Genomic DNA, 12159 nt, shown 5'->3' on the forward strand with positions numbered 1-12159 from the left:
GAGCGACGGGGCCCGTGCCCGCTCCCGTGACCGCGCTCATGCCGGCACTCCCGTCATGGCCGGCGCCCCGGCCGGCTCCGCCGTGACGCCGGTGGCGGCGGACGCGCCCGGGACAGCCGTCGTGACGGGACCGGGCCGGCCCGCCGCGCGCGGGCCGGCGGGCGCGGTGGTGACGCCCTGGTCCGCGCCGGCCGCGGCGGCTTCGGCCCCGACCCCGGCGGCGCGCCGCCGCACCGCGGCGATCTGGGCCGCATAGGTGTCCCGACCCTCGGCGCCGCCGCCCGGCAGACCGGTGAGCCCGGGCAGCAGATCCCCGAAGGCGTTCACCTCCCCGACGGCGAACCGCCGCCAGCCGGTGGCGGGCAGCAGATCCACCCCCACCCGCAGCGATCCGGGGAAGCGGGCCGCGGCCCGCTCGGCGAGCCCCAGCATCCCCGCCCAGCTGCCGCCCGCGGCCTCCACCGCGCACCGTGCCGCCGCCAGATCGCCCCGGGCGCCGCCGAGATGAAGATTGGTCATCGGGGAGGTGCCGGTCCTGACCACCGCATGGGTGGCCCGGCCGGCGACCACCACCACCCGCAGATCGGCGGTCCGCCCGCCCTGGGTGGCCTTCGGCAGCCACCGCTCGATGTGCAGCCCGTCCGGAGCGAGCGCGTCCACCACCTCGGCCACCTCCCGCTCGGTGCGGTAACAGCGCACCCGCAGCGAATTGAAGAGCCGCCCCCCGGTGTCCCGCTCCACCGAGGTGGTCGCCTGCACCCTCCCGCCGCCCGCGGTCTCCACGGCCAGCACACCCGAGGCCGAGGACCCGTGCGCGAGCTTGACGAAGAACCGGCTGCCCAGCCGGCCCGCCCGCTGGAGCTCCCGGACATCCGCCCAGCCGCCCACCACCGGGCCGCCCGCTCCCGAAGTCGGTGAATCCGCCACCGCCACCCCCGCGCCCCGCAGCACACCGTGGCAGCGCCGCTTGTCGAAGAGCACCGCCAGATCCTCCGGATCGTCCACCATGACGGCCCCGGCCGCGCCGGCCACCGCGGCCACCTCCCGCGCCGCCTCGGTGAACCTGCCGTACCAGCGCGCGGTGCCCTCCACCCGCGCGGGATCGTCCACCCCGCGCAGCAGCCGCTCCACCTCGGCGTCCTCGCCGGGCGAGTCGATCCGGACATACTCCCCGGGACGGAACCGGGCCCGTCCGCCCAGCACATCCGTCCATGCCACCACCCGCACGGGCGGCTGCCCGGCGGCCCGTGCGGCCTCCCGGAACAGACTCACCCTGCGGTTGGCCGGATTGCCGACGACGGCGATCCGCGGACCGGGCGCGAGTGTCACCTTCACCGGATCACTCCGCCACGGCGACGTATCGGTGGCCGGGCTCGCCGAACTCCTCGCCGCCGGCCAGGCTCCGTGACAGATCGACCTCCACCCCGGCCGCCCCGAGGGTGCTCGCCAGCCGGTGCGCCAGTGTGCCGCTGATGAAGTGGTGGTGGAGATCGAGCCGCTTGAGATGGTCCAGGGGCTGCCCCGAGAGCAGCGCCTCGGCCCCCTCGTCGCCGAGGGTGCCCATCGACAGATCGAGGGTTTCCAGCCCCGCGACCACGGGTGCGCCCGCCAGCGCGACGGCGATCTCGTCCTGGATCTCGCTGTTGTGCAGCGCCAGATGGAGCAGGCGCGGCAGCCTGCCGCCCGACAGAATCGGCTCCAGGTCGGCGAGCTCGGTGTCCCCGCCGTACCCCGAGCTGCCGAGCCAGATGTCGAGACGCTCCAGCTCGGGCAGCTCACTCGCCGCGACACCCTGGACCACCTGCCTGTCCAGGCCGCCCGTCTCGATGGTCAGGGAGCGCAGCCGCTCATGGCGCAGGGCGGGGAGAGCGAGGCCGGTGCCGCCGCGCACGCCGAATTCCAGCAGCCCGGGGAAGGCCCCCAGCAGCGGAGCGACCGACGTCTGGATGATCCAGGAGATCTCGCACTCCTCATAGGTGATGTCCCCGAGGAAGACGGCCCGCAGCCGGGGGAACAGCTCCCGGGCCGTGCTCAGGGCGGCGATCACCGCCTCGGAGCTCTCGTCGTACGGCTCATTCCACAGACCGATGACCAGGGCCCGCACCTCGGTGGTGTCCACGGTCGCGAGGAAGCGGCTGAACAGATCCGACCACCGCTCCTCGCCCTCGGAATCCTCCAGCCCGACGCGCCAGGCCACGGACGAGGCGGCCGGGAGCCCGGCCCCGGGCGCGGCGGCGAGGAAGTCGAACACGGGCAGGCCGTGCAGCTCCTGCAGATGGGTCGAGGTCATGACGAGGGCTCCAGACACCGGCGAGGGTTGATCGGCTGTTGAGGAGAAGTTGTACCAAGCGCCACTGACAACACCCGTGACGGGTCCGCCCGGAACGCGGTCCGGCGGCGTTGTCAGACCCTCCCGTTAGCGTCGTTGCCAGTTCGGCGCAGTGGGCGCCGGGCGGTCGAGGGGAGAGCCATGTACCGGCAGGGAGACGTGCTGATCGCGCCTGTGGCGGAGGAGGCCGTGCCGTCGCACATCGCCGGCGCGCCGGACGAACCGAGGGACGGACGGGGGCGGTTGGTGCTCGCGCTCGGCGAGGTCACCGGACACGCCCACGCGGTGACCGGCCCGGGGCGGCTGGTCCGCGAGCCCGGCCCGTTCGGCCCGATGATCCTGCATCTGCCCGAGGGCGGCCGGGTGGTCCACGAGGAACACGCCCCGATAGCCCTGCCCAAGGGCTGGTACCGCGTGGTGCGCCAGCGCGAGTACCTGCCGGGAGCGGTGCGCGTCGTCGCGGACTGACCCGCGCGGCCCGCACCGCGCTCGGACACATCTCACAGACAACAGAGCGGCACCGGCCCGCAGCCGGGTGACCAAGGACGGGGAATCAAATGAACACGGTGGACAAGTGGCGTTCCGTGGCCGCGGCGACCGGGCCCGCGGACCGGACCGCGGCCGAGGAGGGCGTACGCCTCGCCTACCGCAGCGCGGGGCTGGCGGAGCCGGAGCGGATCATCTGGGCGGAATCCCCCCGGGCGGGCGCCGCGGAGGTCCGGGCCCTGAGGGACGCGGGGCGCTCGGTCCGCGAGGAGGTGCGCACCCGGCCATGGGCCCTGGAGCGGCGGCGCCTCCACGACGAATTGGGGCCGGCCGGGTGGACCGAGCTCTGGAGTCTCACCGGTGCCCGTCTCTGGGACAACACCCGGGCGCTCGCCGAGCGGATCAGAAGCGGCATCACCGCCGAGTTCGCCGAACCCGCCCCGGCGGTGGGGGCCGGCGGGGGGCGGCGCAATCCCCGGCTCTCCCCGGGACCCGCGCCCAGCGGTGAGCGGTCCGAGATCCGGCTCGTCCTGCTCGACGCCGTGCTCGGCCAGCACGACGCGGCCTGGCTCGCCGCCTTCGACGGACGGAGCGAGCGGCTCGAGGGGCTCGCCCGGGTCGCCGCCCACGCGGGCTGGTGGTGGCCGTTCGAGAAGGCGGTGGTGATCTGCGAGCGCCCGGTCGAGCTCCACCGTGACGAAGCCGGCCGACTGGACAGCGGATCGGGCCCGGCGCTCGCCTTCGCCGACGGATTCACCCTGCACGCCTGGCGCGGCATGCCGGTACCCCCCGAGTTCCTGGACGGGCTCGCCACGCTCACCCCCACCCGGATACGCACCGAGGAGAATGCCGAACTCCGCCGCGTCATGCTGGAGTACTACGGCTACGACCGCTATCTCGCCGAATCCGGCGCGCATCCGGTGCACAAGGACGAGACCGGTGTCCTCTGGCGGATCGCACTCGCCGACGACGAGGACGTGGTGATGGTCGAGGTGGTCAATTCCACCCCGGAGCCGGACGGCACCCACCGCACCTACTGGCTGCGGGTGCCTCCCACCACCTCGACCGCGAGGGAGGGAGTGGCCTGGACCTTCGGGCTCCGGCCGGAGGCGTATGAACCGCTGCGCCAGACCTGACGGCCCGGCGCGGGCGGTGCCGGCCCGTGCCGTCCGGTGCGACCGGGCCGCACCGGCGACGCCACCCGGGTCAGTACGGGGCCGCCGCCAGCAGCTCCGCCCGGCCGATCAGTGCCGTGTTCCCCTCACCCGTACAGGCATGGGCGCCGGCCACCGAGCCCAGCCGTGCGCACCGCTCGGGGCCGTGGCCGGTGAGCAGCCCGAGGAGAAAGGCCGAGACATACGCGTCCCCCGCGCCGTTGGAGTCCACCACCGGGGCGGGCGGCACGACAGCGGGGACGGGAAGCGGGCCGCCGCCGTCCCGGGTCAGAAGCAGCGACCCGGCCTCCCCGGCGGTCGCCACCACGATCCGGGCGCGGCCCTCGCGCAGGATGTCCCGCATCACCTCGGCGACCCGGTCGCCGGCGCCCGCCGCGCTGAGGAAGACCACATCGCAGCGGAGCGCGAACTCCCGGTGGTGATCGGCCACTCCGTCCCAGTCGTGGAGATCGGTCGAGACGGGAATGCCCAGCTCCTCGATGTCATCGAGGAGAAAGCGGGCGAAGTTCACGATCGACAGGTGGATGTGCCGGGCCCGCCGCAGCCGGGGCAGATGGAAGGAGCGCGGTATCCGGAGATCCGCCGGGTCCCGGCCGTCGTAGAAGGACATCCGGCGCCCCGAGGGGTCGACCAGATTGACGGCCCGCCGGGTTCCGGCGGGGGAGACCAGCGCTTCGAGGGCCACCCCACCGGCCGCCAGCCGCTCGCGGACCAGACGCCCGGGCCAGTCGTCGCCGATGTGGTCGAGCAGGGCGACATCGAGGCCGAGCGCCCGGCAGCCGAGGGCCACATTTCCACCGGTCTGCCCGGGCTGTTCACGGATCGGACCGACCTGGTGCGCGTCGGCGGACGGCACCGGCAGCGCCGGGACGCGCACCACCGTGTCCACCCCACTGCCGCCGACGACCAGCACATCGAGGGGAGAGGAAGTCATTCGCCGTTCGCTCCGTTCCGCCGCGGTCGCCGTGGACGGACGGCGCGGTGCGACCGCCGCCCGGCCGCCGCCGGGCCGATGGCCTCCGGGGCGCCCCGCCCGGCCGCCGGGTCCTCAGCGCAGTCCCGCCCGCAGGCTCTCCCGGTCCAGGCCGAGTTCCCGGGCGAGCGCGTCATCGGTCCACTCCAGCATCGCGGCGCGGGAGAGGGACCCCGCGTACGACGTCATCTGCACCGCGAGCCCGTCGAGGAAGGCGGTGAGCCGCCAGGCGGCACCCGCGGGATCCTCGCACGGGAACTCCCCCTGGGCCGCGCCCTCGGCTATGACCTCCGTCAGCGCTGCCTTCCACTGCTGGTCCAGGTCGCGCGCCACCTCGCGCAGCGCCGGCTCCCGCAGCGAGACCGCCCAGCCCTCGATCCACAGCCGCCAGCCCTTGGCCGCACCGGTCGGCGCGTACCAGCGCACCGCGGTCCGCAGCCGGCGCAGCGCGGAGGTCCGCCGGCTCAGCAGCTTGCGGAGATGGGTGAGATCGCCATCGGCGGCATGGGCGAAGGCCGCGCCGACCAACTGCTCCTTGGACGAGAAGTGGTAGAGGACCAGAGCGTTGCTCACTCCGAGCGCCGCGGCGACATCGGCGATGCGGAACGCCGCCACACCATGCAGCTCGATCTGCTCGACTGCGGCCCCGAGGAGTTCCTCACGGCGCTCTGCCACGCTCAACCGGACTCTGGTCACGGCCTCACCCTACACAGCCGATCTTGGGGGCGGGCCGGGATGTGTGTACTGTGCGCCGATCGCTGGCCGGCGAGTGCACCAAAGTTCGGCGATGCCCTCTTCCGCCGTGCCGGGCGCCCGTCCGGGGCGGTCCGGCGCCGCGCTCCGGGCCGCTGCCCGGCTCCGTCCGCAGCCCGGGGCAGGGCCGTTGAAGGCGGTGACGGGAGCGCCGGAGCGGGGGATTGTCCGGGGCCCGCCATGGAACCGGAGGCCCCGGCCGGACCGCCGGACCGCTCCGCGCGCCGTCGGGGCACCTGTCCGGGCACGGCGTGCGTCCGGAAGGGCCGGCGGGCCGGCGGTGGATCGCCCCGGGGATCAGCCGTACCAGCCGAAGCGTTCCGCCATCACGGGCAGCCGGTCGGCCACGATCGCGTGGGCCGCCGCCCTGGGGGTGGTGCCGTCCGTCTCCGCGCGCGTGAGCATCCGGCCCACCAGATCGCGCATGGACCGCCGGATATGGGCGAACGCCTCGTCCGGGTCGGCCCCGATGTCACCGAAGAGGGTCCACCACCACCAGGCGTTGGTGCCGGAGTTCACCACCACGTCCGGCAGCACCGTCACCCCGCGCCTGGCGAGAAGTTCCTCGGCCTCGGGCAGTACCGGCATGTTGGCCGCCTCGACTATCCAGCGGGCCGGTGTCAGGCTCTCGTTGCCGGTGTCGATGGCGTAGGACACCGCCGCGGGTATCAGCACCTCCGCGTCGGCCGACAGCCAGGCGTCGTCCGGAAGCTCCAGATCCGCCGGCCGCAGCGCACCGCGGTCGACGGTGCCGTGGGCGTCGCGCGCCCGCAGCAGCGCCTCGATGTCCAGGCCGGCCGGGTTGGCGATGGTGCCCTTGATGTCGGCGACGGCGACGATCAGCAGTCCGGCGCGGGCGAGGAACCGCGCGGTGGCCCCGCCCATCGTGCCCAGCCCCTGCACGGAGACCCGGGTTCCGTCGTGCGCGACACCCGCGCGGTCCAGCGCGGTCAGCACCGATTCCGCCACTCCGCAGCCGCCCGCGAGTTCATCGAGCCCGATGCCGTCGACCTCCACCGCGAAGGCGTCGGCCAGCCGCCGCCGGGCCGCCCGCTCGTCGTCGAGCAGCGGGTACACGGCCTGCACCGAGGAGACCAGTCCCGCCTCCGCCATGGCCCGGTCCACGGTGTCCTGGCTCAGCCCCAGGTCCTCACCCGTGGTCCACATCGACTCGATGTACGGCCGCATCGCGCGCAGATAGCGGACGAGGATGCCGTACGCCCGCGGATCCCGGGGGTCGCAGTCGATACCGCCCTTGGCGCCGCCGAGCGGCAGATACCTCCCGTCCGGGTTGTAGTGCAGCGCCTCCTTCATGGTCATACCGCGTGCCAGCCCCGCCACCTCGTCCAGCGTGCAGCCCTCGCGCATGCGGAGCCCGCCGCTGGAAACCCCGCGCACCAGCCGGTCGACCACCAGATGGCCGCGCCGGCCGGTGACATGGTCGTTCCAGGTCAGGGAGAGCAGCGGGGCCGTCATCGGGAGGTCTCCTCGGAGCAGTGATCACAGAGGGGGCGGGCGCGGTGGCACCCGTCCGTGCGCCGGACCGGCGGCACGGGAAGCGCGGGTCCGCGGCCGCTCGGCACCGGGACAACCGGGACGCCGGAGACGCCGGGACACCGAAGCGCCGAAGGTTTCGAACAACTGAACAGTCGGTCAGTATTCGGAGCGGGTGACCCCCTTGTCAACATGATCGTCAGTACGCGCCCCCGGCCGTGCCGTCCCGGCTCCGGGAACAGGGGGCCCGGGTCCCGCGTTGGCCTGACGCGTGGGAACGCGTGTGGCCGGAAGCGGCTTCCCATCCCATAGGCGGACAATTGTTCGATTGAGCGGGGAGGGGGCACCCTCTCCCGAGTGGCGGATCTTCCGGCCGCGCTCCAGCGACCCGCGCACATAATGAGAAGAACCGACATCTGGAGGTGCCGTGACCGGCGCTGGCTCCCCGCATCCGCTGAGATCCCGGCTGCGCTCCCTGCGATCCGCCGCGTTCGGCGCGGATCCCGCCGGAGCGCGCATGGAGCGCATCAGGAACTCCCCCAATTTCGAGAACGGGGTCTTCCGCAACCCCGTAGGGGCCAGAACGCGGCCGTCCGGCGGCTCCATGCTCGAATTCGCCAAGATCTACTTCCAGCGGGAGGCCCGGGCCCGCAGGACCCCCAACGGCCCGATTCCGCTGCACCCCACCACACTCGCCGAGCTGGCGGAGCCCCCGGCCGCCGGCCTCCGGCTCACCTGGATGGGACATTCCACGGTTCTCGCCGAGATCGACGGGCGCCGCGTGCTCTTCGATCCCGTCTGGGGCCGGCGGTGCTCCCCCTTCTCCTTCGCCGGACCGAAGCGGCTCCACCCCGCACCCGCCCCGCTCGCCGGCCTGCCGCCGGTGGACGTGGTCGTGATCTCCCACGACCACTACGACCATCTCGACCTCCCCACCATCAAGGCGCTCGCCGCGGGCGACACCGTCTTCGCGGTGCCCCTCGGCGTCGGTGCCCATCTGGAGCGCTGGGGCGTCTCCCCCGACCGGCTGCGCGAGCTGGACTGGAACGAGACCGCGACGGTCTCCGGCATCCGGCTCACCGCCACCCCGGCCCGGCATTTCTGCGGCCGGGGCCTGCGCAATCAGCAGCACACCCTCTGGGCGTCCTGGGCGGTCGCGGGTCCCGGGCACCGGATCTACCACAGCGGGGACACCGGCTATTTCCCCGGCTTCCGCGACATCGGCGCCGAGCACGGCCCCTTCGACGCCACCATGATCCAGATCGGCGCCTACAGCGAGTACTGGCCCGACATCCACATGACCCCCGCCGAGGGGATGCGCGCCCATCTCGATCTCCAGGGCGGCGAACCGGCCGGCGTCATGCTGCCGATCCACTGGGGCACCTTCAATCTCGCGCCGCACCCCTGGGCCGAGCCGGTCGAGGGCACCGTCGCCGCGGCGGCCGGCGCCGGCGCGAGGGTCGCCCTGCCGCGGCCCGGGGAGCCCTTCCTGCCCGTCGCCGGCCCGCTGCCCGCGGACCCCTGGTGGCGCGCGCTCGCCGGCGCACCCGCGGAGGGTCTGCCCGCCGTCCCGGACCACGGCAGGCCGCTCGGCGCCGCGGTCTCCCACGCCGTGGGCACCGCGGGCGACGCCGACCGGGACAAGAGCAGCGGCCCCGGCAGCCAGGTCGCCCCGGCCGGCTGATCCCTCAGGCCCGGGCCTCCCGGGCCCGCGCCGGTGACCCGGGGTCGCGGCGTCATGCCCGTACGGACCCGGCCCCGAGCGCGGCCCGGTCCGTACGGGCATGTCCGGCGACCCCGGCCCGTACGGCCGTGTCGGCACCCGCCGCCTCACGCGGAGACCACGGCCCCACCCCCCTCCCGCCGCCCGGACGGGGGCGGGTCAACCCGCGACGGGCACCCCCGCACCGGCGAGAGTTCCGGTCAATGCCATGTGATCGCGCCACCCCACGGCAGTACGTTGCATTTGCGCCCTGTTTCAGCGGTCACGACCTCGTCATTCCGTCGTATTTCCGCATGTATTCGGTCCTGTACGGCCGGAGAATCGGCCACCCCGCCCCCTCGGGAAAGATCTTTTTCGTACCGCAGTACGAGACCTCATACCAGAGCGGGACGAATGCCGGGGAAGTTTGGCGACTGGGCGCCCTCCGCCCATCCCGGGCCACTACCGTGTGTGGCCAGTGATCAACAGAGGGCTCATATCCCCTGTGCCGGAACCCCCGTTGCCGGTACGTGAGCCCACGCATCCCGCCAACCCCCCAAGCAGTACGCCGAACCCTGGGACCCCCACGTACCAAGGACGCAGATGTCTCCCTTACGCGCACCCGCCACCCGGCCGGACCGCCGTGACGGCGGGCGCCACGGCAGACCGGACGCCCGCGCGGCCTCGCCCGCCGGCCGGGCGCGACCCCAGCCGCTCGCGCCGGAAACCCGCATCCGGCCCCGCCTGCTCCGCACCGCCGCGCTGCCCGCTCTCGTCGCCGCCCTGAGCGGTGCCATCGCCGTCACCTTCACCCTGCACAGCGCGGTCCCGCGGCCGACCCCCGCGCTCTGGGCCGTGCTCACCGTCACCTCCGCACTGGCCATGGCGGCCGTGGCCGCCGCGGCCCTCGGCGCCGACCGGATGGCCGCCTCACTGCTCGGCCGCTGCGCCGCTCTGCGGCGCTCGACCGAGCGGCGCAGGGCCGATCTGCTCGCGGTCGTCGAATCCCTCCGGCGCGGCGACGGACCGCCGCCGCCCCGCCCCGCCCGGCCCGCCGCACCGCGCGGCGACGAGTTCGACCTGCTCGCCGCCGATCTGAACCGCTCGCACGAGGCCGCGGTGGCCGCCGTCGTCCAGGCGTCACAGCTCTCCAGCAGCGTCGGCAACGAACAGAAACTGGAGGTCTTCGTCAATCTGGCCCGGCGGCTCCAGTCCCTGGTCCAGCGCGAGATCCAGCTCCTCGACGAACTGGAGAACGAGGTCGAGGACCCCGACCTGCTCAAGGGCCTCTTCCATGTCGACCATCTCGCCACCCGCATCCGCCGCCACGCCGAGAACCTCGCCGTGCTCGGCGGCGCGATCTCCCGCCGCCAGTGGTCCAACCCGGTCACCATGACCGAGGTGCTCCGCTCCGCCATCGCCGAGGTCGAGCAGTACCCCCGGGTCAAGCTCGTACCGCCGGTCGACGGCACCCTGCGCGGCCACGCCGTCGCCGATGTGATCCACCTCCTGGCCGAACTGGTCGAGAACGCCTCCGTGTTCTCCGCTCCGCACACCCAGGTCCTGCTCCGGGCCCAGTACGTGACGGCCGGGATCGCGATCGAGGTCGAGGACCGGGGCCTCGGCATGCCCGCCGAGGAGCAGAACAGGATGAACGCCCTGCTCGCCGACCCCGATCAGGTCAATGTCGCCCATCTCCTCCAGGACGGCCGGATCGGTCTCTTCGTCGTCTCCGCGCTCGCCCGCAGACACGGCATCGCCGTACGCCTCCAGTCCAACATCTACGGCGGGGTGCAGGCCGTACTCGTCCTGCCGCAGGGGCTCCTCGGCGCAGATTCGCACGGGCTCCAGCAGTCCGAGGCCGCCATCGAGGCGGGCCGCCGGCGGCGGACGCAGACCGCCATCCCGGCCCAGGTGGCAGCCCCGCCCGCGCCCGCCCCGCTGCCCCACGCCCGGCCCGAGCTCCAGGCCCTGCCCCTGGGCACCGAACAGCGGGCGGAACAGCACTCCGGGCCGCACACCGGACAGCCGCACCGGGACACACACCCCGACCAGCACAGCCGGGAGCACACCGAACCGGGTGCCGCGCCCGACGCCGCACAGCACCGGGTCCACCCCACCGGCCGGCACGCGGCCCGGCCCGCCGCCACCCCGCAGGCCCCGCCGGCCGTCCCGGGCGGCTCCGCCGGCGACGGCACCGATACGGCCCCGGGCGCCGATCCGGACCGTCGGCAGCCGGCGGAACTGCCCGTCCGCCGCCCCCTCGGACAGCGAGCCGTTCGACAGCCCCAGTGGTCCGGCCCGCCGCCCCACCCCGCGGAACAGCCCCACCCGACCGCCCAGCAGCACCCCGCCCAGCACCCCGCCCACCCGACGGATCACTCGCCCGTGCCCGGCGCCGCCCGTGCCCTCGCCCCGCTGCCGGTCCGCGCCGAGCATGCCGACCGGCCCAACCCGGCGTCCGCGCGCCCCGGTGCGAGCCACCGGCCGCGCACCGCGTCCCCGGCGACCGGACCGAGCATTCCGGCCCTCCCCATCGGAGGCGCCCCGCGGGGCGTCGCCGAGCGGCCCCAACTCCCCAGACGGCGCAGTCAGGAGCACATCGTTCCGCAGCTCAGGATCGGACCCCCGGCCCGCCGGGGCGATGAGAACGCCGTCCACGACCCCGGTCTGATGGCGTCCTTCCAGCGCGGTATCCGGCTCGCCGAGACAGCGAGCCCCGCCCGGCCCCCGGAAGCCGCGCCGGCCGGCGCCGCCGCCGGGCGAGCCGAACCGCAGGGCCACGACAACACCTCCAAGGAGTAGATGCACCATGGCGAGCGATGCGCCCAACGGTCATGTCTCGGACCTCGACTGGCTGCTCAGCGGCCTGGTCCAGCGGGTGCCGTACACCCGCAGTGCGGTACTCCTCTCCTCCGACGGCCTGGTGAAGTCCCTGCACGGCCTGGATCCCGACAGCGCCGACCACATGGCCGCGCTGGCCTCGGGTCTCTACTCCCTCGGCCGCAGCGCGGGCGCGCGCTTCGGTGACGGGGGAGAGGTGCGCCAGGTCGTGGTGGAGCTCGACTCCACCCTGCTCTTCGTCTCCACCGCCGGTTCCGGCACCTGCCTCGCCGTGCTCGCGGGCCGCGAGGCCGACGCGGCCGTACTCGGCTACGAGATGGCGATGCTGGTCAAGAGTGTCCGCCCCTACCTCACCACCCCGGTCAGACAGACGCCCGGGGGACCCGTTATCCCGGGACGCTGA

Annotated in this window: 10 protein-coding genes; 5 read left to right on the plus strand and 5 right to left on the minus strand. The window is 74.1% G+C overall.

Features of this window, described 5'->3' with window-relative positions; genetic code table 11:
* Positions 1–36: 36 nt before the first annotated feature.
* On the minus strand, positions 37–1335 hold the full coding sequence (locus AAFN69_RS12650) for an STM4014 family protein (protein ID WP_347728499.1): 1299 nt from the start codon (positions 1333–1335) through the stop codon (positions 37–39).
* Positions 1336–1339: 4 nt separating this feature from the next.
* Positions 1340–2290: an STM4015 family protein gene (locus AAFN69_RS12655; protein WP_347728500.1), complete on the minus strand. Its 951-nt coding sequence runs from the start codon at positions 2288–2290 to the stop codon at positions 1340–1342.
* A gap of 180 nt (positions 2291–2470) precedes the next feature.
* Here AAFN69_RS12655 and AAFN69_RS12660 point away from each other — a divergent pair, with 180 nt between their 5' ends.
* Complete coding sequence (locus tag AAFN69_RS12660; protein WP_347728501.1) at positions 2471–2797, plus strand: hypothetical protein; 327 nt, start codon at positions 2471–2473, stop codon at positions 2795–2797.
* Between the two features lie 89 nt (positions 2798–2886).
* Entirely contained in the window at positions 2887–3951 is a 1065-nt protein-coding gene (locus AAFN69_RS12665) for a DUF6745 domain-containing protein (RefSeq protein ID WP_347728502.1), read from the plus strand.
* A 70-nt stretch (positions 3952–4021) separates the two neighbouring features.
* Here AAFN69_RS12665 and AAFN69_RS12670 read toward each other — a convergent pair whose 3' ends face one another.
* From AAFN69_RS12670 to AAFN69_RS12680, 3 genes are all read right to left on the minus strand, one after another.
* Positions 4022–4924: a carbohydrate kinase family protein gene (locus AAFN69_RS12670; protein ID WP_347728503.1), complete on the minus strand. Its 903-nt coding sequence runs from the start codon at positions 4922–4924 to the stop codon at positions 4022–4024.
* 114 nt (positions 4925–5038) lie between these two features.
* On the minus strand, positions 5039–5659 hold the full coding sequence (locus AAFN69_RS12675) for a TetR/AcrR family transcriptional regulator (protein WP_347728504.1): 621 nt from the start codon (positions 5657–5659) through the stop codon (positions 5039–5041).
* A gap of 354 nt (positions 5660–6013) precedes the next feature.
* Complete coding sequence (locus AAFN69_RS12680) at positions 6014–7192, minus strand: Glu/Leu/Phe/Val dehydrogenase dimerization domain-containing protein (protein WP_347728505.1); 1179 nt, start codon at positions 7190–7192, stop codon at positions 6014–6016.
* Between the two features lie 445 nt (positions 7193–7637).
* On the opposite strand from AAFN69_RS12680, the gene AAFN69_RS12685 reads away from it, so the two are divergent.
* The 3 genes from AAFN69_RS12685 (at position 7638) to AAFN69_RS12695 (ending at position 12159) form a co-directional block, all read left to right on the plus strand.
* Entirely contained in the window at positions 7638–8894 is a 1257-nt protein-coding gene (locus AAFN69_RS12685; RefSeq protein ID WP_347728506.1) for an MBL fold metallo-hydrolase, read from the plus strand.
* Positions 8895–9515: 621 nt separating this feature from the next.
* Complete coding sequence (locus tag AAFN69_RS12690; RefSeq protein ID WP_347728507.1) at positions 9516–11717, plus strand: ATP-binding protein; 2202 nt, start codon at positions 9516–9518, stop codon at positions 11715–11717.
* Positions 11718–11724: 7 nt separating this feature from the next.
* Positions 11725–12159 (plus strand): roadblock/LC7 domain-containing protein, encoded by a 435-nt coding sequence (locus AAFN69_RS12695; RefSeq protein ID WP_347728508.1) that lies wholly within the window; start codon positions 11725–11727, stop codon positions 12157–12159.

It is taken from the genome of Streptomyces sp. CAU 1734, assembly GCF_039888735.1.
In the GTDB taxonomy this organism is placed as follows: Bacteria; Actinomycetota; Actinomycetes; order Streptomycetales; family Streptomycetaceae; genus Streptomyces.